This is a genomic window from Pseudoalteromonas sp. SG41-5 (genome assembly GCF_014164495.1).
GTDB classification, from domain to species: Bacteria; Pseudomonadota; Gammaproteobacteria; order Enterobacterales; family Alteromonadaceae; genus Pseudoalteromonas; species Pseudoalteromonas rhizosphaerae.
Genome location: NZ_JACJFH010000087.1, coordinates 1 through 21,771, shown reverse-complemented (window position 1 = coordinate 21,771; position 21,771 = coordinate 1). Strand labels below are relative to the sequence as shown.

At 41.3% G+C, this 21,771-nt stretch carries 20 protein-coding genes and 4 tRNA genes; 15 read left to right on the top strand and 9 right to left on the bottom strand.

Going from position 1 to position 21,771, the window contains the following annotated elements; genetic code table 11:
- Nucleotides 1–325: 325 nt before the first annotated feature.
- Nucleotides 326–802, bottom strand: coding sequence for a hypothetical protein (locus tag H5232_RS18250; protein WP_182740882.1), 477 nt, complete (start codon nucleotides 800–802; stop codon nucleotides 326–328).
- Between the two features lie 238 nt (nucleotides 803–1,040).
- On the opposite strand from H5232_RS18250, the gene H5232_RS18245 reads away from it, so the two are divergent.
- A complete protein-coding gene (locus H5232_RS18245) occupies nucleotides 1,041–2,006 on the top strand; it encodes an integron integrase (RefSeq protein WP_182831290.1) in 966 nt (321 codons plus the stop codon).
- A 280-nt stretch (nucleotides 2,007–2,286) separates the two neighbouring features.
- Here the strand turns inward: H5232_RS18245 and H5232_RS18240 are convergent, their stop codons facing one another.
- Both H5232_RS18240 and queE read right to left on the bottom strand, forming a co-directional pair.
- Nucleotides 2,287–3,030 (bottom strand): class I SAM-dependent methyltransferase, encoded by a 744-nt coding sequence (locus tag H5232_RS18240; RefSeq protein WP_145240747.1) that lies wholly within the window; start codon nucleotides 3,028–3,030, stop codon nucleotides 2,287–2,289.
- A 160-nt stretch (nucleotides 3,031–3,190) separates the two neighbouring features.
- Nucleotides 3,191–3,856 carry a 7-carboxy-7-deazaguanine synthase QueE gene (gene queE / locus H5232_RS18235; RefSeq protein WP_182831289.1) on the bottom strand — a complete coding sequence of 222 codons (666 nt, stop codon included), beginning with the start codon at nucleotides 3,854–3,856 and terminating at the stop codon, nucleotides 3,191–3,193.
- A 127-nt stretch (nucleotides 3,857–3,983) separates the two neighbouring features.
- Here queE and queC point away from each other — a divergent pair, with 127 nt between their 5' ends.
- Nucleotides 3,984–4,664 carry a 7-cyano-7-deazaguanine synthase QueC gene (gene queC / locus H5232_RS18230; RefSeq protein ID WP_257326361.1) on the top strand — a complete coding sequence of 227 codons (681 nt, stop codon included), beginning with the start codon at nucleotides 3,984–3,986 and terminating at the stop codon, nucleotides 4,662–4,664.
- A 57-nt stretch (nucleotides 4,665–4,721) separates the two neighbouring features.
- Here the strand turns inward: queC and H5232_RS18225 are convergent, their stop codons facing one another.
- Nucleotides 4,722–5,171: an isoprenylcysteine carboxylmethyltransferase family protein gene (locus tag H5232_RS18225; RefSeq protein WP_182831288.1), complete on the bottom strand. Its 450-nt coding sequence runs from the start codon at nucleotides 5,169–5,171 to the stop codon at nucleotides 4,722–4,724.
- Nucleotides 5,172–5,352: 181 nt separating this feature from the next.
- On the opposite strand from H5232_RS18225, the gene H5232_RS18220 reads away from it, so the two are divergent.
- Complete coding sequence (locus tag H5232_RS18220) at nucleotides 5,353–5,595, top strand: hypothetical protein (protein WP_182740220.1); 243 nt, start codon at nucleotides 5,353–5,355, stop codon at nucleotides 5,593–5,595.
- Between the two features lie 11 nt (nucleotides 5,596–5,606).
- On the opposite strand, the gene H5232_RS18215 is transcribed toward H5232_RS18220, so the two are convergent.
- The 5 genes from H5232_RS18215 to H5232_RS18195 all read right to left on the bottom strand — a co-directional run bounded on the left by H5232_RS18215 (nucleotide 5,607) and on the right by H5232_RS18195 (nucleotide 11,693).
- Nucleotides 5,607–6,632: a hypothetical protein gene (locus H5232_RS18215; protein WP_182768310.1), complete on the bottom strand. Its 1,026-nt coding sequence runs from the start codon at nucleotides 6,630–6,632 to the stop codon at nucleotides 5,607–5,609.
- 87 nt (nucleotides 6,633–6,719) lie between these two features.
- Nucleotides 6,720–7,388, bottom strand: coding sequence for a tRNA (adenine(22)-N(1))-methyltransferase TrmK (locus tag H5232_RS18210; protein WP_145240737.1), 669 nt, complete (start codon nucleotides 7,386–7,388; stop codon nucleotides 6,720–6,722).
- 6 nt (nucleotides 7,389–7,394) lie between these two features.
- Nucleotides 7,395–8,324, bottom strand: a complete 930-nt coding sequence (locus H5232_RS18205; protein WP_182831287.1) for a class I SAM-dependent methyltransferase — start codon at nucleotides 8,322–8,324, stop codon at nucleotides 7,395–7,397.
- Nucleotides 8,317–10,317, bottom strand: a complete 2,001-nt coding sequence (gene uvrB, locus H5232_RS18200) for an excinuclease ABC subunit UvrB (protein WP_145240732.1) — start codon at nucleotides 10,315–10,317, stop codon at nucleotides 8,317–8,319. The genes H5232_RS18205 and uvrB overlap by 8 nt, the downstream gene beginning before the upstream one ends.
- The gene (locus tag H5232_RS18195; protein ID WP_182831286.1) at nucleotides 10,314–11,693 is read right to left on the bottom strand and encodes an MATE family efflux transporter; all 1,380 of its coding nucleotides are present in this window, start codon (nucleotides 11,691–11,693) and stop codon (nucleotides 10,314–10,316) included. Before H5232_RS18195 ends, uvrB begins: the two co-directional genes overlap by 4 nt.
- A 1,079-nt stretch (nucleotides 11,694–12,772) precedes the next feature.
- Here H5232_RS18195 and H5232_RS18190 point away from each other — a divergent pair.
- From H5232_RS18190 to nth, 12 genes are all read left to right on the top strand, one after another.
- A tRNA-Asn gene (locus H5232_RS18190) sits at nucleotides 12,773–12,849 on the top strand.
- 21 nt (nucleotides 12,850–12,870) lie between these two features.
- A tRNA-Asn gene (locus H5232_RS18185) sits at nucleotides 12,871–12,947 on the top strand.
- Nucleotides 12,948–12,970: 23 nt separating this feature from the next.
- Nucleotides 12,971–13,047: transfer RNA gene (locus tag H5232_RS18180), tRNA-Asn, on the top strand.
- Nucleotides 13,048–13,074: 27 nt separating this feature from the next.
- A tRNA-Asn gene (locus H5232_RS18175) sits at nucleotides 13,075–13,151 on the top strand.
- A 150-nt stretch (nucleotides 13,152–13,301) separates the two neighbouring features.
- Nucleotides 13,302–15,245, top strand: coding sequence for an EAL domain-containing protein (locus H5232_RS18170; protein ID WP_145240729.1), 1,944 nt, complete (start codon nucleotides 13,302–13,304; stop codon nucleotides 15,243–15,245).
- A gap of 249 nt (nucleotides 15,246–15,494) precedes the next feature.
- On the top strand, nucleotides 15,495–16,076 hold the full coding sequence (gene rsxA, locus H5232_RS18165; protein ID WP_145240727.1) for an electron transport complex subunit RsxA: 582 nt from the start codon (nucleotides 15,495–15,497) through the stop codon (nucleotides 16,074–16,076).
- A 1-nt stretch (nucleotide 16,077) separates the two neighbouring features.
- On the top strand, nucleotides 16,078–16,632 hold the full coding sequence (gene rsxB / locus H5232_RS18160) for an electron transport complex subunit RsxB (RefSeq protein ID WP_145240725.1): 555 nt from the start codon (nucleotides 16,078–16,080) through the stop codon (nucleotides 16,630–16,632).
- 9 nt (nucleotides 16,633–16,641) lie between these two features.
- Entirely contained in the window at nucleotides 16,642–18,822 is a 2,181-nt protein-coding gene (rsxC, locus tag H5232_RS18155; RefSeq protein ID WP_182831285.1) for an electron transport complex subunit RsxC, read from the top strand.
- Complete coding sequence (gene rsxD / locus H5232_RS18150) at nucleotides 18,822–19,880, top strand: electron transport complex subunit RsxD (RefSeq protein ID WP_182719345.1); 1,059 nt, start codon at nucleotides 18,822–18,824, stop codon at nucleotides 19,878–19,880. The genes rsxC and rsxD overlap by 1 nt, the downstream gene beginning before the upstream one ends.
- Nucleotides 19,877–20,512 (top strand): electron transport complex subunit RsxG, encoded by a 636-nt coding sequence (rsxG, locus tag H5232_RS18145; RefSeq protein WP_182719344.1) that lies wholly within the window; start codon nucleotides 19,877–19,879, stop codon nucleotides 20,510–20,512. The genes rsxD and rsxG overlap by 4 nt, the downstream gene beginning before the upstream one ends.
- A complete protein-coding gene (locus H5232_RS18140; protein WP_145240717.1) occupies nucleotides 20,509–21,207 on the top strand; it encodes an electron transport complex subunit E in 699 nt (232 codons plus the stop codon). Before rsxG ends, H5232_RS18140 begins: the two co-directional genes overlap by 4 nt.
- A gap of 37 nt (nucleotides 21,208–21,244) precedes the next feature.
- Nucleotides 21,245–21,771 (top strand): endonuclease III (gene nth / locus H5232_RS18135; protein WP_182768341.1); only part of this gene is annotated, 527 nt, incomplete at its 3' end.

Here is a 21,771-nt window from a genome sequence, read left to right as displayed (position 1 = left end):
CAAATGTACCTGGCAATATTTGCTCAGCAAAATTGATTGGAATGAATTTATTTTGGCAGGATAAGTCTGGCTTGTAGTTGGCCATAACAATTTACCGTGGGTGAATAATATCTATTAGATCACAGTAACTCTGTGGGTTCAAGGTTAAAAAACAATCAAGTAAAATGTGTAGAACCAGTTCCTAAAAAGAGTAATTCTACAGCCTCAACGCCCGCATAACGGGCAAAAACACGTAGGCTATAATACCGAGCGAAGCGAGGGGAGCCTACGTGTTTTTGTCCCCAGCGAGCGCAGCGAGTGGTTAATGCGTTTGTTAGCTGCCGAACTACTCTAAGTCTTCATCGTAAATACGAGTAAAGTTTTCAAACTCTGTACCAACAAGATCTTTTTCAATAATGCGCTTAGCAACCTCAAAATCGACAACGTAATTACATACTTCCATAGTATCACTGCCAATACTTCCACCATCACAGTGACCTAAGCCAGTCCATCCAAGTGTTTCATTTAGACGATCTTGAAGCCTTGCTCTTTTTTCTAGATCTTGTGGTGTTCCGAAACCGTCTACAGAATACTCAACCATAAGGGTAAATTCTTGCTCGACTTGACTGAATCCCTTAGCAATTAAATCATTAATTTCCTTTTGAATTGCTTTCTGTGGATTTTTAAACAGGCCCTTTTTTAGAACTTTACTCTCGCCAGTCGTTCCTAGTTCTCCCCAGTGAACCGTATGAGATCCATCATCATTAGGCCAAGTTTCCCAGTATTCCTTTTTCTCTTCAGAGAAACGATAGAGTTTTAGCACAAAATATCCTTTAGGCAGCTAACAGCTTATTCAAAGGATCTAAACCCACAAGTTGCAGACAGAAAATCCTTTGAGTTTTTTAATACTTTCAGTCTAACTCTGTATCTAAATGTAAATCAAGGGATTTATATTTGTTGTTTTTTTGTTGTTGTAAAATACAAGAAATAATCCCGCGAGTTGTTGAAAAAAAACCAAACACAACTACTGTTTGTATATACAGCAACAACTGGAGCAGATCATGGCTTCTGTATTTTTAGAATCCATCCGTGACTTTATGACAACGCGTCGTTATGCCAAACGCACTATAGACACTTACCAATATTGGATAAAATTTTATATTTTATACCATGCTAAAAAACATCCAGCGCAATTGGCAGAGTCGGAGGTTGAGCAATTCTTATCTTATTTAAGTAATCAGCGTAATGTTGCAATGAAAACTCAGGCAACGGCTTTAAATGCTTTAGTATTTTTATACCGTCATATTATTCAGCGGCCGTTATCACTTGAGATGAATTTTAATAAATCACTCGTGCCACCTAAATTACCTGTAGTACTGACCCGTGAAGAAATGCAGCGTTTATTATTGGCAATGGATCCAAAGTATAAACTTATCGCTCAGTTACTTTACGGTAGTGGTCTACGTTTAATGGAAGCTGTAAGGCTACGGGTAAAAGATGTCGATTATGACTATGTCTCATTAATGATTTGGCAGGGCAAAGGCAATAAAAACCGCAGAGTAACATTAGCACCCGAACTACTGCCGTTGTTGCGCAGCCAAAGTCACTTGGTAAATGATTACTGGCAACGAGACAAACAAGCAACAGACTATGCCGGTGTCTGGCTTGCGAATGCACTAGCTAGAAAATACCCAGCGGCTCCTTATGAAATGAGCTGGCAATACTTGTTTCCTTCTGCCCAGTTAAGCATGGACCCAGAAAGTAAAAAGCTGCGACGTCACCATATTGATGAAACAACGGTTCGTAAAGCAATTAAGCAGGCAGCAAAGCTGGCAAAAATTCAAAAAAATGTTACCTGCCATACACTACGGCACTCGTTCGCTACCCACTTACTTGAATCCGGTGCAGATATACGCACCGTGCAAGAACAACTCGGCCATAGCGATGTTCGCACCACGCAAATTTATACGCATGTACTTAACAGTGGTGCCAGTGGCGTAAAAAGCCCGTTGTCGCAGCTACTTTAGGTTCTTATTATCTATTGGAGTATCGCGTTTGGGGAATACAAAAAACCCGATAATAATCTTATGTGGATTTGCTGCTGTTAGAAGGGCAAAAAAATAGACCGCAGAGCACTCCCTGATTGTTTAGCTAGGGATATATATCAGCTGCCTGATCAGTCTCACGAGCGAGTCACTCAACAGGACAATGCTTATTTGTAAGCTCCTTGCTTTATATGAATTTTTCTAAAACGCGGCGTCTCTTAACCCTTAATCTTTTTGTGAATCATTGTCTTAACTTTCTAATTTAAATTTTTACGCACACAAAAACGGCATTGCCAGAGCTTTCACCCCATGGGGTTATTTTTTCGTAGTCATGTTCAAATACATGTATTTCAAAATAAGGTTTTAGGGCTTCTTTTAACTGGGCAAAACTAACAGCGACCATTGGGTGCTCGTCGTGCCATACAAATGTTTCGTCTGCTGTTGCTTTATTTATACTGAGCTTTAATGACTGTTTTTCGCCACTGCCACTGTAATTCCAACCAGAGCGGAATGTGAATAAGCTGCCCGCGTTTTCAGCAGTATGCTCTACAAATGAATCGTTATCGATGTGATTTTTATCAACAACGTTAAAGCAAAATATACCACCGGCTTTTAGTGCATGGTGTACGCTTGTAATACAGTCTGTTAATTTATTAATGCCGTCGCAGTAGTGGATTGAATACAAGAAGCAGGTAATTAAATCCACTTGCTCAGGGATCACAAACTCACTCATATTCTGCAATGAAAATTGCGCTTCTGGGCAACGAATAGTTGCTCTATCTAGCATGGGTTGATTTATATCAAGCCCACTACTTTGATAACCATAATCAATAAAATGACGAACATGTGGGCCCGTGCCGCATGCTAAATCAAGATGCGTATTTCCCTTATTACCAAATATTTGCTGTAGCCTATGAATAAAATAGCTTTGGGCTTGATAATCTATATCTGCGCACATTAAGTCATAGTAATCAGAAAGGTCTGTGTATAGAGCGTTCGCGGACATATCAGCCTAGTGGTTTGGAGTAGAGTATTTTAAGTCGCGCATAATAAACTAATTATCACCATTAACGAAGCTGATTGAACGAAAAGAGATTTGTTGGGTTTCGTTTTACTCAACCCAACGTTTAATTTACACATTAACTTAAAGCTTACCGCTGGCAGTTTTAGTTTATTCCTAAATACTTATGAACTTGCACTGATAAGCGCCAGTTTTTTTCAATACAGGTTTCAATTGCCAACTTAGTTGCAGAGACTTTTTGGCTAATTGGTTGCAGGTAAACAAGCTTGGGGGTAACGTCTGTTTTTGCAAATAACTCTTCAAGCTCTACAACGTGTTTTTGCATCGCGATTGGGTGTTTTATTTCATCGGCGCGTTGCATGGCTGAAGTAAGTACGTCGTAGCCGCCACGCATATTAATTTTCGGTGATACCGTCACCCAAGTTTGTGCTGGGGCTAAAATCTCAAAAGTGCCGCTGGTTTCTATTTGTGTGCTGTAGCCGTTAGCATGAAGTAATTCGCACACCGGGTTTAAGTCGTACATGCATGGCTCACCGCCGGTGATCACTACATGCTTGGCACGATAAGCACGATCGACAAACAAGTTAAATATTTGCTCAGCTGATGCGTCCGCCCAGTGATCTGAATCGGCCTTTTTCTCAACCGTGTCGTCCAGTGATACTTTATACACATTATCAACTTCCCACGTTTGCTTAGTGTCACACCAAGCGCAACCTACGGGGCAGCCTTGTAAACGTAAAAATATTGAAGGCGTGCCGGTAAAGCTCGCTTCGCCTTGAATGGTTTCAAATATTTCATTAATTTTGTACAAAAGAGTCTCACTCACTACTTGGCATTAATTACGAGCATAAACATAGTTTAAAAAATCAAAAAACACGGTCGAAAATTGTTATTTATGCCCCAGCCGTGTAGTATATCGCGCCCTGATATAAACCTCTATTAAAACTAAGAGCAAAACAGTTATGACGCAAAAAGTAGTTGTGATTTACTCCGGCGGTATGGATTCATTTACCGTATTAAATAAAGCCCTGCAGCAAGGCCGCGAGGTATATGCCCTGTCATTTGACTATGGTCAGCGTCATGTAAAAGAGCTTAAAGTTGCAGCCAGTGTTTGTGAAAAGCTTGGCGTACCGCATAAGATAGTTGATATTTCTGCGATCAATCAGTTAATTGGTGGCTCATCGTTAACTGATGATATTGATGTCCCAGAAGGCCACTACGAAGCCGAAAACATGAAAAGCACCATAGTGCCTAATCGCAACATGATTTTGCTGTCACTGGCTGTGGGTTACGCTGTATCACTCAAAGCAAGCCAAGTGTATTACGGTGCTCACTCTGGGGATCATGCTATTTACCCAGATTGCCGTCCTGAATTTGTGCAAAAGATGGATGATTTATGTCGTATTGCTAATTACGACGCGGTGGAAATTTTCAGTCCGTATTTAAATGACACCAAAATTGATATTCTTACTGATGGTTTAAAAATGGGCTTGGACTACAGCCAAACGTGGACTTGCTATAATGGCCGTGAAAAAGCCTGTGGAAAATGTGGTGCCTGCCAAGAGCGCTTAGAGGCATTTAGCCTTAATAACATTACCGATCCAATCGAGTACGAATAACCCACATTAAAAAAGGCTATCATCGCGATAGCCTTTTTATTATTAACTGAAATAAGTTTACAGCCAACGTTTTACCCGAGACTTGTAATCGCTGTACCCTTGACCAAATATTTTTAATAGAGCCCGCTCCTCTGGAATAATTTGAAACCAAGTTAAGTAACAAATAAAGCCCAGCACACACAATAACGCCCACAGTGATGTTAACCACACTCCCCAACCTGCCAGTATAAAAGCAAAACCAACATACATTGGATTACGTGAAACTTTGTACACACCCGTGGTAACCAGTGCTGACGCTTGATCTGGTTTACTTGGGTTTACAGTGGTTTTTGCTAAGCGAAAACTAACTATCCCTGCAATACAAAAAATACAGCCTATGGTGAGTAAAATAACCGCTACATAAAAAATAAATGTGGTGAAATCAATCACACTGTAGTGGGCAATTACCGCCATCAGCACAGCAAAAAAAAGCACTATAATAATCGGAGGGATTTTATTATTTAGCATAGTAACTCACTGTCGTTGTTAAAATTAGTTAATGCTGCAATTAAACACTCATCACACTGTATCACTGATGAATATACTGCAGAGGGTCATGTTGATACAAATAAAGTTACAATTGTCAGCTTCATCATTTGCGCATTCTGGTTATACTTTACACACTATATAAAATAATAAGGAATACACCATGTCAGGAACTACTATGGTAGTCATGATCGTATTTATCTCTGTTGGGTTTGGGGTAATGTACGATATGTATAAAAAACATTTAGAGTTTAAACACCGTACACTCACCGATAACAAAGAGTCGAATAATCAAATTGCTGCTGTTACTACTGAAATGCTTGCGTTAAAAGAGCGTGTACAAACATTAGAAGCTATCGTGACTGATCCAAGTTACAGCGTAAAACAAGAAATCAATAAACTGTAAATTTGCCGCGTTTAAAGCGCTTGCAAGTAATCTGGATATAAATGCGCGTTTTCTGGCTGCTCAATTCCATGAGCGGCTAAAAACCCACAGATCACTTGCCCGCATCCTTGTGGAGCACGAGAGCTGTCAATTTCAAAATTTAATTGATCGGCATGTTGTTTGCCAAGTTCGCATAATTGCAACGCATGCTGCGAACGCAACACAATACTCAATGCCCCGATTTGCTCTACATTAACGTTTTTACTAAAGCGCGCAAAACCTGCATATTTAAATTGCTCATTCACATAATCATTACTGATCGCTACCAACGCGGTCATCAAGCCATGCAAAAAAGCATTTGCAGATGTATCTGCGGCTAAAAAAATCACTGTTTTTGCGTTAAATTCGCTTAACTGACAGTCAGTACAATTGAGCCGCAGAGTGTAAAGTATGTGCTCATCGGCAATTTTTTGTTGTGCAATTAAAGTCAGTGCAGCTCCGGCAAATGAACATCTAGCAAGTAACTTTATGACACTTTGCGGTTGATAATTAGCAACCATGGTTAATTGCGGGTTTTGTGCTAGTAAAGGCAAATCATGATGGTTATTAAACGGCGTGCTGCTGCCCTGCTCACTATCGAGTTGAAATAGTTCTCTTACTTCGTGTTCACGGGCTATTTTTAACGCTAAAAAAGCGGTTTGGATCAATTCCGAGGTAGGTAAGTTTTCTTCCACAAACCAGCGCCGGCCAAATAATAACTTTTTTGCCTTGGCCTTGGTGCTGCGGTAATTATCTGGACTAAGAATGGCCACTTGTAAATAAATTTGCTCATTCTGCTTTGCGGCGAGCACCCGAAAGTGAGTTGAAAACTCAATTTTATCAAGGGTTTCGTTCACGCTTTCGAGGGTATGTTGATAACGTAAAAAATGTTGCGGCACTACCCAGCTCGCGTTACTCAATTGCACGATGGGTGCATAAGCAATTGGCTGCTCACAATTATATAGCAGCTCATTATGAGTATATTTGACTGATGTAAAGTGGTTATTTTTATCTGACATAACTAAACCAAGTAAACTCGCTAACACAAAGCGCTGAAGATGAGTTATTTACGCTGTAACGCTAGTCGATAGATCACAGTGCTGCGTTTAATTTAGCGATATTTTTTGATAATCATCGAGCACATGTTGAAAATATGTACGGTCTTTGTTCAACATCCGAGTATAGTGCGCAACTAATTGTTGCAGATACAATTCGTGCATTTGCTCAGCATTGTCCCACATCTGACTACCAGTAACACTCAACGCAGTATTACTGGTAAAACTTAGCTGTATCACTTCGTAAAAACGGTTGTTTTCTTGCACCAGTTGTTCTTTGATAAGTCCTAAACCTAACGCCTGTAAACCTTGTCGTAAGGTATAGGTATGATGCACCGGACAAACAATAAAACTGAGTTGTTCACGAAGCTTTTCAGGGCAATTAGCAACCATTTTTTGTACTAGCCTCAGCAGTAATTCTCCACCGACTCCGGCGATAATGATCAGCTGTTTGGCTGATGGCTGCAGCTCAATTGTAGCTACATCCTGACATAATACTTGCCATTGGCAAGCTGCTTGCTGATCACTAAAACGCGTAAGCGTGTGTTCAAGCTCGTCCATTAACGTAGGCACTATATCAACAAAGTTTATTTGCTTGGCGGCTGCCCGCTTTAAAAGCGCCATACCAAGCAAACCGTGGTCACAACAACAGTCCCAAATTACATCATACGGCGCGCAGATCAACGAATCGATTGCACTGAGGCGGCTACTTAGTTTCATTTAAAGCTAAACTTGAGCCGTTTTATAGATCAATGCTTTTAAGCTACGGTCGCTATCAACATCAACAAAACCATGGGTCGGCGCTAGGCGCTCTACAAATTCAATCGCACCTTGAGTGTGTTCGTCTATCAGCGCTTTAAATGACGCTTCACTTAGCTCTGGACTGTTAGCACATAACAGCAATTGAGTATGGTCATTGAGCAGTTCAGGTAAGCGGCGCAGCACTTTTTGATAATCTTTAGTTAAAATGAAACTGCCTTTTTGAAAGCTTGGCGGATCAACAATAATTAAATCAAAAGGGCCAGCCTTTTTAAGTTTACCAAACGACTTTAATATATCGTGCGGTAAAAAGCTCACACCGCGGTCAAAGCCATTAAGTTGATGATTTTGCTTACCGGTGCGCAGTACCCCTTTATTCATATCCATGTTGATCACACTATCGGCACCGCCACGCATTGCAGCAACCGAAAACCCACAGGTATATGAAAATAAATTCAATACCTTAGCGTGTTTACTATGGACTTGCACAAACTCCCGACCACGGCGCATATCAGGGAATATACCGGTATTTTGACGGCTCATTAAATCCACTAAAAACTCACTGTCACCTTCTTTAACACTATGCGGGCTCGGTAGTTGACCAAATAACAGTTTATTTTCAGTTTGTTGTCCGGCGCGTTGTTGAAATACCAACGAGGTGATTAATTCTTTAGCGTGTTGTTGTGCCCATTGCCAAAGCTGCTCACTTAATTGCGTTAGCGTTTGTGCGTCAACTTCGTCGTACGACACTAAAAATAAACACGGCGGGTAAAAGTCGATATTTAGATGACTCAAATGCTCGGTAGTGTGACCGCGGCCATGAAACACACGACAAAGTTCATTGTCTGCTAAGGGCGCACTTTCAAGTGCTGTAATAAGGGGCGTAAAATTATGCATTTTTAATTAACTGTTGTTGTAATTCATGGATTTCATCACGAACGGATGCGGCTTTTTCAAATTCTAAATCACTTGCGTATGCATGCATTTTGGTTTCGAGTTGCTTAATTTGCACTGCGATCTCTTTTGCACTGAGCACTTGCTTACTTTGTTTTCGGATCAGCTGTAAATTATCTTGTGGCCCGGCTCGCTCACCAACATCCATAATGTCAGTAATTTTCTTCAATAAGGCTTGTGGTTCAAGGCCATGCTTAATATTGTAAGCGTGTTGAATATCGCGGCGACGCTGAGTTTCATCAATAGCTTTGGCCATTGATTTAGTGACTCGATCACCGTATAAAATTGCCCGACCATTTAAGTGACGAGCCGCACGACCAATGGTTTGAATTAATGCGCGAGCCGAACGTAAAAAGCCCTCTTTATCAGCATCAAGTATCGCAACTAGCGATACTTCTGGCATATCTAAACCTTCACGCAGTAAGTTAATGCCCACTAACACATCAAACACCCCAGCGCGAAAATCACGAATAATTTCGACCCGTTCAACGGTATCGATATCCGAATGCAAGTAACGCACTTTTACATCATGTTCAGATAAGTAATCCGTTAAATCTTCAGCCATGCGCTTAGTAAGTGTGGTCACTAGCACACGTTCATCAATTGCTACGCGTTTATATATCTCTGACAATAAGTCATCAACTTGAGTTGCCACTGGGCGTACTTCAATTTGTGGATCGAGTAATCCTGTGGGGCGAATAACCTGCTCGGCAATATCATCTCCACAACGTTCAAGTTCAAAATCACCCGGGGTTGCTGATACATAAATTGTTTGCGGTGCTATGGCTTCAAATTCTTCAAAGCGTAGTGGCCGGTTATCCATCGCTGACGGCATACGAAAACCGTATTCCACGAGATTTTCTTTACGGCTACGATCGCCTTTATACATAGCGCCGATTTGCGATACCGTAACGTGAGATTCGTCAATAATCATTAACGCATCTTCAGGAAGATAATCAAGCAAGGTTGGCGGTGGATCGCCCGGCGTGCGGCCAGATAAATATCGGCTGTAGTTTTCGATGCCAGAGCAATAACCAAGCTCGGTCATCATTTCAATATCGTATTGTGTACGTTGTGCCACGCGTTGCTCTTCGACCAGTTTATTAGCACTGAGTAACTGCGCACGACGGTCTTTTAATTCAGCTTTAATATGCTCAACCGCATCAAGAATTTTATCTCTGGGTGTCACATAGTGCGTTTTAGGATAGATAGTTGCGCGGACTATGTGTTTTTCAACCGCGCCGGTAAGCGGGTCAAAAATACTTAGCCGTTCTATTTCGTCATCAAACATTTCTACACGCACTGCAAAAGTGTCTGACTCAGCAGGGAATATATCCACAACTTCACCGCGAACCCGATACGTACCGCGGCTAAAATCAATATCATTTCGCGTATATTGAATTTCAGCTAGTCGGCGCAGCATATCGCGTTGATCAACTTTTTCGCCCACTTTTAACAACAGCATCATCTTCATGTATGATTTTGGATCGCCCAAACCATATATGGCTGATACTGATGCCACTATAATTGTATCCCTACGCTCTAATAGCGCTTTGGTAGCACTTAGGCGCATCTGCTCTATGTGTTCGTTTATCGAGGCATCTTTTTCAATAAAGGTATCGCTTGCAACAACATACGCTTCTGGCTGATAGTAATCATAATACGAAACAAAATATTCGACCGCGTTGTGCGGAAAAAACTCTTTCATTTCGCCATATAACTGCGCTGCTAAGGTTTTATTATGCGCCATAATGATCGTTGGGCGATTCAAATCATTGATAATATTAGCCATGGTAAATGTTTTACCAGTGCCTGTTGCCCCTAATAATGTTTGATGAGCAAGTCCGGCTTCTAATCCTTCACATAACTGCGCAATAGCGGTGGGTTGATCCCCCGCAGGTTTAAATTTAGATACCAGTTGAAAATGGTCGCTCATGCTTGGCACTCCTGTACAGCTTGGTTACTGATCATATTCAGCTCTTTGATAAACCATTTATAAGCTATTATTGCAGTAAATAAATTACCCAGCGCTGCGCCGATCAGCAAGCCTGGTAAACCGGCATATAAATTACCGACATAAGCAAATGGAATATAAAAAATAAATAATCGGATCACACTTAGAATTAATGCATTCATTGGTTTGTGTAAGGCATTGAACGATGAATTAGACAAAATAATTATCCCTTGCAAACCGTAACTTAGCGGCAAGGTAAAAATAAATAATTTGATCACATCGATAACCATCTGCTCTTTACCAAACAACTCACTGATCACTCCTGAAAATGCAATGAGCAGTAAATAAATAATAAACTGCCAAATCATCACAAATTTTAATGTTGTGGTGTACGCCTCTTTAACACGGTTGAGTTTACCAGCACCAAAGTTTTGGCTAATAAACGGCGGTAACGTCATCGATAAAGCTAACACCACCAGACTGGCAATTGATTCAATACGACTGCCTACGCCAAAAGCAGCAACAGCCTCAGGTCCATGATGGGCAACCATGGCAATCATCACCGCCATTGCAACTGGTGTTAACATATTTGCACCTGCCGCTGGCAAACCAATTTTAAGAATTTTTCGAATAGAGCTTAATGGGGTTTGGTTATTTGCATTTAGGCTCAGCAAGCCTTTTTTTACTGCTAGCAAATATAAAATAATGACAACGGCTACCGACCATGCAATGACGCTGGCAATCGCAGCGCCTTTAATGCCAAATGCAGGAATTGGCCCAAAGCCAAAAATCAATATTGGGTCGAGCACGGCATTGATAAGCCCCGCTCCCCCCATCACTATGCTAGGCGTTTTAGTGTCACCGCTGGCACGTAACACTGAGTTACCAACCATAGGGGTAATTAAAAATACACTGCCTAAAAACCACACACTCATATACTCATGGATCAGCGGCAACACTTGCTCCCCTGCTCCCAGCAATTTAAATATCGGGGAAATAAACAGATAACCAAATAGCGATAAACATACCACCATCACCACTGCAATTAATAATGCGATGCTGGCATCAAAACGTGCTTCTTCAATATTATTACTACCCAATGCCTTGGCAATAACCGCTGACGTACCGATACCCAAACCAATAGCTAGGCTGATCACGGTGAAGGTTACCGGAAAAGTAAAACTGACAGCAGCTAATGGCTCAGTTCCCAATAAGCTAATAAAAAATGTATCGACAATATTGAACATCATTAACGTGATCATGCCGAAAATCATCGGCACAGTCATTTTCTTCAAGGTCGGTACTATTGGATCGTTTAATAAATCGGGAGCTGAGTTGCTCTGCAAAGTTGCGCGCATGGGAATAAATAAACCTCTTTTATTAAGCGTGGTATTTTAAAGCATCAGGGCTTTTCAAGCCACGCATTTATCAAGTGATTATAAATTGATTACAAAAACGCCTAAAAAACCATAGAAAAGTGTTCTTTTTACGTGTTTAGCGACGATTTCACTTCGAACCTCTACTAAAAACAATAAAAATACATTTTTATAACCTTTATCACAAAAACATCGCGACTGGTGCTGCATTTTTACACAAAAATTGCGCTAATCGAATCGTTACGAATAAATTTACTCATCAACGAAGCTCTTTTCAGCTTATTTTTTCAAGTCATTGTTTTAAAATGAGATAAAAAAACTGTTTTAAATGCTTGATATCCTCACAGTGCCCTAAAAATATGGCTCTGCCAACGTTCTTAAAGTTTCATAAACAGAGTTATCCACAGAAACCGTGGATAACTCTTGCAAAGCCACGTTAATAAAGGCGTGCAAAGGGACGGCTTAAACACGCTAACGGCAATGTTGGCAAATACTAACTTTAGACAATTTGAGTTAAATAGCTCATAAAACATACTCAACCCCTGTACCAATGACCTGTCACATTTATTTAAACGCCCATTCAATATGAAAAAATAAATATAACTAAATGAAATAAAACAATATATATATATTTCCTTGCTATTCTCATGGGTATTAAGTCGCTAAACTAAGGGTTCAGATCTGTATGTCATTTTTTTCTCGGCATTTTTCGTTAACGACTAATTAAATGCATAAGTAAATTTAATTATTGCGAATTTGCGCTTTTATTAGCTAACGTTAAAAAAGTACATTTCATAAATTTATTCGTACAAAACTAGATAAATGATCACTTTTATAATTTGTCTGGCGGTTAACTTGTTTGTTTTTTAGTCGTTGAAAACCGAGATTTTATCACGCGTCTCGATTTACACGGCTTAAATGAAGAGAAAAAAAGCCACAAAACAGCCAGATCGAACATAAAAACATCGAACAGACTGCTTTTTTTTGTTTATCCGGTTTTATGTGTTGACACTTTGCAGCGCGGTCATTAATATTTCGCCCCGTTGAAAGGCACATACGCTTCCCCCTTAGCTCAGTTGGTTAGAGCGACGGACTGTTAATCCGCAGGTCCCCCGTTCGAGTCGGGGAGGGGGAGCCAGTCTTTTCAGCCATAAACGATTCCCCCTTAGCTCAGTTGGTTAGAGCGACGGACTGTTAATCCGCAGGTCCCCCGTTCGAGTCGGGGAGGGGGAGCCAAGTTTATGTAATATGATTATTGTTCCCCCTTAGCTCAGTTGGTTAGAGCGACGGACTGTTAATCCGCAGGTCCCCCGTTCGAGTCGGGGAGGGGGAGCCAAATCATATAAAATTTAAGTATCGTAGTTCCCCCTTAGCTCAGTTGGTTAGAGCGACGGACTGTTAATCCGCAGGTCCCCCGTTCGAGTCGGGGAGGGGGAGCCAACTTAAAGAATCAATTAGACTTTCCTAAACAATTCCACTACTCTACTACAATCAAAATATTTCTTTTTAATACACATTTAATAAGTGTAAAATAATTTGATTAATCAAGGATCTGATTCCTTCCCTTTGATCTACTAAAAAGAATAAGACATGGCTGGTTTCAAAAAACTCATATTTATTCAATTAATATCTTGGCTGTTGTTTGCAAGTATTGGTGGCTATTTTGTTGCGTCAGCGTTTGACAACGCAGTAAGCGATGCACAACATAAAACGCAATCAGTGGTAAACAACTATATTAGTAAACATTCTATTGTCGATATAGCACCAGATAAACTTCAGCAAGTGCTTGCTGACGGTAATACTTTTTCTTCATTTATTTTGCGTGATCAGCAAGGTAAAGAACTTATAAATATTACATCCCCTACTTCATTACCAGCCATTGCGCAATTGGTTAACACCAGCTTTAACTCTATCCGTCCTCAATTTGCTGTTAATCAAGCGTCTGATATCAAAGTTGAATTTACTATTAATGCCAATAACCTTGGGTTGATACTCCAACAAGCGTTGTTTATTGTTATTTTAGTGTCAGGTTTAATGGCAATTATTCCCATTGTGTTTATGAAAACCATGTTTAGTAAGCTAAATAGAAATATAAGCATGACAGTGGCTGAGATAATTGATGTTTATATCAATCAAAATCAAGTCAACAACGGTCTTGAAACAGCAATTAATAGCAGCAAAATAAAACAACTGGGCGTTGACCTAGTGCCGAGCTTTAATCGCCTGTCGCACTTTTTACAAAGTAAGCATGATGATATTCAAAATGCCGCACATTCTATCAAGCAAGAAGCTTATAAAGATGTAGTTACTGAACTTGGCAACCGTAATATGTTTGTTGAATATTATGAGAAGTACATTGAAAGCAGTGAAAAAAGCACCTTTGGCTCTTTGGCGATGGTTCGTTGTAGTGAATTACAAGCAATCAACCAAACTCGTGGTTACCAAAAAGGTGACGAGTATGTCAAAGCTGTGGCTGATATTATTAAACATATCAGCGGCACATATACAGGCAGTAAAGTTTTTCGTTTGAATAGCTCAGATTTCGCGATTGTGCTGCCTAACACTCCTCTCAAGGAATCTGAACGTTTTGGTGATAACTTACAATCTCGATTTACTCAATATCAGCAAAACCAAGAATTAAGCTCAGTAGCAAATACTGGGATCGTCGCTTATGAAAAAGGCAAACCCTTAGGTGAGCTACTTTCGATAGTAGACAATGCTATGAGCATGGCCCAATCAAAACAAGCTAACGCCTGGCATATACAACGCGAAACTGATTTAGTTAATAATGTAAGTGCAGGATTTGGCAATCAAAACTGGCGTAAAGTGATTAATGAAGTCATTGAAGCTGAGCGTGTACATTTGGTAATGCAAAACATTATGCCAATTGGTAAAAGCATGAAGGCCTACGCTGAAATTCAAGTGCGCTTTAAAACAACAGAAAACCAAGTATTGCCTACCGCTTCATTTTTAGCTATGGCTGAAAAGCTTGATATGGCGATGGAAATTGATCAGTTAATCATTAATTCATCACTGGAAAAAATTAAGAGCCGTAATTTCTCTGAAAAATTCTTTGGTTTGAATGTTACCGCCTCAAGCGCACACAATGATCAGTTTGTAATTTGGCTAGAGCGACGTTTATTAAAAGACACAAATATTGCCTCAAAACTGGTATTCGAAGTGAGTGAATTTGGCTTACAGCAAAATATTAAAGCCAGTAAACGCTTTATAGATATGATCCACCGTGTTGGTGCTCGGATCACGGTAGAACGATTTGGTGTTGGTTTAACCTCGTTTAAGTTTTTCCGCGATTTAAAACCTGACTTTATCAAAATGGATGCAAGCTATACTCGCGGCCTTGAAGAAGATAAAAATAACCAATACTTTATGCGTTTAATGGTCGACCTCGCGCATCGAATTGGTGTTAGTGTTTTTGCTGAGGGTGTTGAAAGCCAAGAAGAAAAACACATTATTGAAACTTTATGCCTTGATGGTGTGCAAGGTTATTACATCGAAAAGCCAAAAGATATTTAATCAATCTAAAAGGTGCTTTTAGCACCTTTTTAGTTTTCTAGTAGTTTATTTCCCCCTCCCCCGATCTGCTTTATCATTCCAAATGTCAGTAACTAGGTTAATGAACAGTTAATCTTTATTTATCATGCTATAAAATTCTAAATGCAATTCACTATCATTATTAAATGAGCCGTTTATTTACCTTCTACGTGTTGTTAAACAGCCAATAAAAAAGGATAATGTCGGCGTTTATTATAGCTTGAGGCGAACATGACAGAATATGTATTGCTGTTGATCGGCACAGTACTGGTTAATAACTTTGTGTTAGTACAATTTTTAGGTCTATGCCCGTTTATGGGTGTATCTGGCAAACTGGATACAGCTATAGGCATGTCACTTGCGACCACTTTTGTGTTAACACTTGCCTCTGTAACAAGCTATCTAGTTAATCAATATATTTTGATCCCACTTGATATCACGTATTTACGTACTCTAAGCTTTATTTTAGTGATTGCTGTGGTGGTTCAGTTTACCGAAATGGTAGTCAGAAAAACCAGCCCTACGCTGTATCGCTTACTCGGTATATTTTTACCTTTGATCACCACAAACTGTGCGGTCTTAGGTGTTGCGTTACTAAATGTCAAAGAGGATCATACGTTTTTACAATCTGCAGTATATGGCTTTGGCGCTGCTGTTGGTTTTTCTATGGTACTGGTATTATTTGCAGCTCTTCGTGAACGCTTAACCGCTGCTGACGTACCGACCCCCTTTAAAGGCGCATCGATTGCGATGATCACCGCAGGCTTAATGTCGATGGCCTTTATGGGCTTTACAGGATTAGTGAAGTTTTAACATGACCTTGTTTTATGCCTTGATTGCGCTGGGAACCCTAGCACTCATTTTTGGTTTGATCTTAGGATTTGCTGCTGTGCGCTATCGAGTGCAAAGTAATCCGATTGTTGAACAGATCGATACTATATTACCGCAAACACAGTGCGGCCAGTGTGGCTATCCGGGTTGTCGCCCTTATGCAGAAGCCATCGCCAATGGCGATGAAATTAATAAATGCCCACCAGGTGGCGATGCGACAGTAAAAAAATTAGCTGACTTAATGGGTGTTGAAGCTAAACCCCTTGCCGGTGGCGAACAAGCTGAACCGATAAAAACCGTTGCCTATATACGTGAAGATGAATGTATTGGTTGTACCAAATGTATTCAAGCTTGTCCTGTCGATGCCATTGTTGGTGCCACGCGCCAAATGCATACTGTTTTAATTGATGAATGTACGGGTTGTGACTTATGTGTTGAACCTTGTCCTGTTGACTGTATTGATATGCTGCCTGTAGAAACCACTAAGCAAACGTGGAAATGGCAACTAGATGCAATTCCAGTAACACAGATTGATTAAGGGCTCCCTATGGAAAAGCTAATCGCACAGATAAAACAAGGTAAAGTGTGGCCGTTTCCAGGTGGCATTCATCCACCGGGACAAAAAACAATTTCCAACAGTCAAGCAATCGCCCGTTTACCTTTGCCTGACAAACTCGTTGTGCCATTAAAACAACATATTGGTGCTAACGGTCAACTGATCGTCGAAAAAGGCCAACAGGTACTTAAAGGGCAAGCACTTACAAAGCCTGTTGCGAATTGGTCGGTGCCAATACACGCCCCGACTTCTGGTACTATTACTGATATTTGCCAAATGCCGTCTGCGCATCCATCGGCATTGCCTGAATTGTGTGTAATTATTGAGCCCGATGGCCAAGATAGCTGGTGTGCGTTAGCACCGGTGACAACACCAAGCCAGCTTTCTCACGAGCAACTTATCGATATTATTCATGACCGTGGTATTGCCGGTATGGGCGGTGCAGGATTCCCAACTTATATTAAAGCAGATAGTCGCAAAGCAATTGAGTATTTTATTGTTAATGCAGTGGAATGTGAGCCCTATATTACTGCTGATGATGTACTAATGCGTGAGCATGCTGCAGGCATTATTGCTGGCATAGAGATCATGCAGCAATTGCTTACACCAACACTTACTATCGTTGGTATAGAAGATAACAAACCAGAGGCCATCGCAGCCATGCAGGCAGCGGCTGAGTATAATGACAAAATAATCATTCAAACAGTTCCTACTGTTTATCCTTCTGGTGGTGAAAAGCAATTAATTAAGCTACTTACCAATAAAGAAGTCCCTAGTGGGGGAATTCCAGCAGATATCGGTGTGTTAGTACAAAACGTCGGCACTTTATTTGCTGTTCATCAAGCTGTCTATGAAGGTAAGCCACTAATTGAACGTGTTATTACGGTAACAGGTAATACAATTCATAATCCGGGTAATGTATGGGCTTTATTAGGCACTGAAATAAAACATCTACTTGATTGCCAAGGCTTTTCACCAGTGCCACAGCAACGCGTTGTAATGGGCGGCCCTATGATGGGCTTTACTTTGCCAACGGTGCGTATCGGCGTGGTAAAAACCACTAACTGTATTTTAGCCCCAGATCATGATGAGCTGGCAGAGCCCGGCCCTGAAAAAGCCTGTATTCGTTGTAGTGCTTGTGCTGATGCCTGCCCTGCTTCACTGTTGCCTCAGCAACTACAATGGTTTGCTAAATCAAAAGAATACGACAAACTGAAAGAGCATAACCTGTTTGATTGTATTGAATGCGGTGCTTGCGCGTATGTGTGCCCAAGTGAAATTCCGCTGGTGCAGTATTACCGTGTGGCTAAAGTTGAAATAAAAGAACAGCAAGCTGAGCAAGTTAAAGCTGAACGTGCGAAAGAGCGCTTTGAACTTCGAAAACAACGCCTAGAGCGGGAGCAAGAAGCACGACAAAATCGCCATAAACGCAAACCAGCTGCTGAAAAATCGGCTGACGAAAAACAAAAAATTGCCGATGCTCTAGCACGCGTTAAAAACAAACCAGCAAAAGATGACGACAAATCAGCTGTGGCCGCTGCAATTGCTCGCGCCAAAGCTAAAAAACAAAATCAAGAAGCAACGCTTGAACCAGATAACAGTGACGTAGCATTAGAGCGCGCAGCGCGCAAAGAGCAAGCTCGCAAATACAAAGAGCAAAAAGCCGCAAGCAGTACAGCTGCTGATCCGGATGATAAAAAGTCAGCCGTGGCCGCTGCGATTGCCCGCGCTAAAGCGAAAAAAGCGGCGGCATCAGAAGATGAAAGCGATAACACGACTGCTGCACCTACTGATGATAAAAAAGCCGCTGTAGCCGCTGCAATTGCTCGTGCTAAAGCAAAAAAGGCAGCACAGGCTGAACCAGCAGCAAGCGTAGAAAACGACAACTCTGAAAGTGAAGTCGCTACAGCCTCACCTGCCGATGATAAAAAAGCCGCTGTCGCTGCCGCAATTGCCAGCGCGAAAGCGAAAAAGGCTGCAAAAGCTGAACAAGCGGCTAGCGAAGAAAACGACGATGCTGAAAATGAAACTTCGGCTATAGCGATAAACGAAGCTGAAATCGCTGAAGATAAACCAGAACAGACCGCACAAGATAAGAAAAAGGCCGCTGTTGCCGCTGCGATTGCCCGTGCAAAGGCTAAAAAATTACAACAAGAAGGAAGTGATAAGTAATGAAGCTAACGATGGCCAGTTCGCCGCATAGCCACAGTCATAAATCACTTAGCAGGTTGATGCAAACAGTGATCTTAGCCTGTATTCCTGGACTTATCGCACAACTGTATTTTTTTGGTACGGGTGTATTGATCCAGCTAATTTTAGCGTTAGTCACGGTTAGTATCAGTGAAGCCATTATTATGCTTATTCGCAAGCGCCCTGTATGGCCTGCGCTTGGAGATGGCAGTGCATGGCTTACTGCGGTCTTATTAGCATTAAGTATTCCGCCACTCGCCCCATGGTGGGTTATTGTGATCGGTAGCTTTTTTGCCATCGTCATTGTTAAACAGCTCTATGGTGGCCTTGGTTTCAATTTATTTAACCCTGCCATGGCTGCATACGTGTTATTGCTTATTTCGTTCCCTGTGCAAATGACCACTTGGATGCCAGTTAGTGACTTACTGGCAAACCCAATTAGTCTTACTCAACAGCTTAGCGTTATTTTTAATGGCTTTACCAGTGCAGGTTTTAGTGTTGATCAACTTAGAGTTGGGGTTGATGGCGTAACAATGGCCACACCTTTGGATACCATCAAGACTGATATCGCTCATGGTTTAACCGTATCTGAAAGCATGCAAGCCGCTATTTTTAATAGTTGGCTAGGACAAGGTTGGGGCTGGGTAAATCTTGGCTTTTTAATCGGTGGCTTATACCTTATTAAAGCCAAAGTTATAAATTGGCATATCCCAGTTGGTGTACTTGCATCAATTGCTGTGTGCAGCGCAATTGGTTATATCGCAGCACCTGGTACTGAGCCTGGTGTGGTATTTCATTTATTTAGTGGTGCAACCATGTTAGGGGCCTTTTTCATAGCCACGGATCCGGTTTCGGCAGCTACCACTAATCGCGGCCGGTTAATTTACGGCGCATTGATTGGTTTATTAGTTTATTTGATCCGTACTTTTGGCGGTTACCCAGATGCCATGGCGTTTGCTGTGTTACTACTCAATATGGCCGTGCCACTGATAGACTATTACACTCAACCACGTACTTATGGCCATGGGGTGAATAAATGATTATTTCATCAATGACAAAAAATGGCGCTATTTTAGCCCTGTTTGCCCTGCTCACTACCGGTGCTGTTGGTATTATCCATAACCTCACGGCTGACAGTATTGCAGAGCAAGAGCGCAAACAACTTTCATTACAGCTGCAAGATGTACTCGCCCCTGATTTTTACGATAATACTCTTTATCAAGATTGTGCCATCATTGATGATCCACTACTTGGTAATAAACCACAAACCGTTTATCGTGCTCGCAAGGGTGGCCAACCTGTTGCTTTAGTAATGCGCCACGTGACGCCAAAAGGTTATAGCGGCGATATAAGTTTATTAACTGCCGTATTTGCAAACGGAGACGTTGCCGGAGTACGTGTTACTAAACACGAAGAAACGCCTGGTCTTGGTGATAAAGTAGAAATGAAAAAATCTCTTTGGATCACCTCATTTAAAAATAAAACTGTACTTGATGACGACGATACTCGCTGGGCTGTAAAAAAAGATGGCGGAGACTTTGATCAATTCACTGGCGCTACCATTACACCACGCGCCGTGGTTGGCTCAGTAAAACACGCTGTGTTATTCTCAAAAAACAATTTCGATGCGGTATTTAGTGCTGATAACGCATGCCAAGTAGGTGAGCCATGAGCCAATTAAAAGAACTGTTTAACGAAGGAATGTGGAAAAACAACCCTGCCCTCGTGCAATTACTCGGTTTGTGCCCACTACTGGCCGTAACATCAACGATAACCAATGCAATGGGCCTCGGTTTAGCCACTCTGCTGGTATTAGTTGGCTCGAACGTCACAATTTCTGCGGTGCGTAATTTCGTGCCAAAAGATATCCGCATTCCTGTATTTGTGATGTTTATCGCAGGCTTTGTAACCATAGTGCAGCTATTAATGAATGCCTATACGTTTGGCTTATATCAATCGCTGGGAATATTTATTCCACTGATAGTTACTAACTGCGCTATTATCGGCCGCGCTGAAGCGTATGCCTCTAAGAATCCGATTCATTTATCAGCGTTTGACGGTTTAATGATGGGCTCTGGCTTTATGGTAGTACTGGTTGTGCTTGGCGCAATGCGTGAGTTGATCGGCCAAGGTACCTTATTTGATGGCGCCGATTTACTACTGGGCCCATGGGCATCGGTTTTACGCATTGAAGTATTTAGTTTTGATAATCAATTTTTGCTCGCTATTTTACCACCCGGTGCATTTTTAGGTTTGGGCTTACTGATTGCTGCTAAAAATGTCATTGATGCGCAAATAAAAGCAAAACAAGTAGCACCACCAGTGGCCGAAAAAGGCCCACGAGCAAGGGTCACCAGTTTAACTTAAGGGGAAGCGCACAGTATTTACTGTGCGTTTAAGTTGCATGAATAAAGAAAAACGATACGAAATACTCTCTCGCTTGCGCGAGCAAAACCCACATCCAGAAACCGAGCTTGAATATTCAAGCCCGTTTGAACTGTTAGTTGCGGTAACGCTATCAGCACAAGCAACTGACGTTGGGGTAAATAAAGCCACCCGTAAGCTCTTTCCCGTCGCCAATACGCCGCAAGCAATTTTAGATTTAGGCCACGATAAACTTCGCGATTACATTAAAACCATCGGTTTGTTTAATTCTAAAGCTGCCAATGTGTACAAAATGTGCCAAATTTTAGTTGATAAGCACAACAGCGAAGTGCCTGAGAATCGTGAAGCCCTAGAAGCCCTACCCGGCGTTGGCCGTAAAACTGCCAATGTGGTACTCAACACCGCCTTCGGCTGGCCGACAATCGCGGTAGATACCCACATAGACCGCGTATCAAACCGCACTAAATTTGCTATGGGTAAGAACGTTGTTGAAGTAGAAAAAAAGCTATTAAAAGTTGTACCAGCAGAGTTTAAAGTAGATGTACA

Bases quoted from the DNA above. Each gene is read 5' to 3' on its own strand.
- H5232_RS18245 (WP_182831290.1), top strand. From the start codon at position 1,041: ATGGCTTCTGTATTTTTAGAATCCATCCGTGACTTTATGACAACGCGT.
- H5232_RS18240 (WP_145240747.1), bottom strand. From the start codon at position 3,030: ATGTCCGCGAACGCTCTATACACAGACCTTTCTGATTACTATGACTTA.
- H5232_RS18225 (WP_182831288.1), bottom strand. From the start codon at position 5,171: ATGCTAAATAATAAAATCCCTCCGATTATTATAGTGCTTTTTTTTGCT.
- H5232_RS18220 (WP_182740220.1), top strand. From the start codon at position 5,353: ATGTCAGGAACTACTATGGTAGTCATGATCGTATTTATCTCTGTTGGG.
- H5232_RS18215 (WP_182768310.1), bottom strand. From the start codon at position 6,632: ATGTCAGATAAAAATAACCACTTTACATCAGTCAAATATACTCATAAT.
- H5232_RS18210 (WP_145240737.1), bottom strand. From the start codon at position 7,388: ATGAAACTAAGTAGCCGCCTCAGTGCAATCGATTCGTTGATCTGCGCG.
- H5232_RS18205 (WP_182831287.1), bottom strand. From the start codon at position 8,324: ATGCATAATTTTACGCCCCTTATTACAGCACTTGAAAGTGCGCCCTTA.
- uvrB (WP_145240732.1), bottom strand. From the start codon at position 10,317: ATGAGCGACCATTTTCAACTGGTATCTAAATTTAAACCTGCGGGGGAT.
- H5232_RS18195 (WP_182831286.1), bottom strand. From the start codon at position 11,693: ATGCGCGCAACTTTGCAGAGCAACTCAGCTCCCGATTTATTAAACGAT.
- H5232_RS18170 (WP_145240729.1), top strand. From the start codon at position 13,302: ATGGCTGGTTTCAAAAAACTCATATTTATTCAATTAATATCTTGGCTG.
- rsxA (WP_145240727.1), top strand. From the start codon at position 15,495: ATGACAGAATATGTATTGCTGTTGATCGGCACAGTACTGGTTAATAAC.
- rsxB (WP_145240725.1), top strand. From the start codon at position 16,078: ATGACCTTGTTTTATGCCTTGATTGCGCTGGGAACCCTAGCACTCATT.
- rsxC (WP_182831285.1), top strand. From the start codon at position 16,642: ATGGAAAAGCTAATCGCACAGATAAAACAAGGTAAAGTGTGGCCGTTT.
- rsxD (WP_182719345.1), top strand. From the start codon at position 18,822: ATGAAGCTAACGATGGCCAGTTCGCCGCATAGCCACAGTCATAAATCA.
- rsxG (WP_182719344.1), top strand. From the start codon at position 19,877: ATGATTATTTCATCAATGACAAAAAATGGCGCTATTTTAGCCCTGTTT.
- H5232_RS18140 (WP_145240717.1), top strand. From the start codon at position 20,509: ATGAGCCAATTAAAAGAACTGTTTAACGAAGGAATGTGGAAAAACAAC.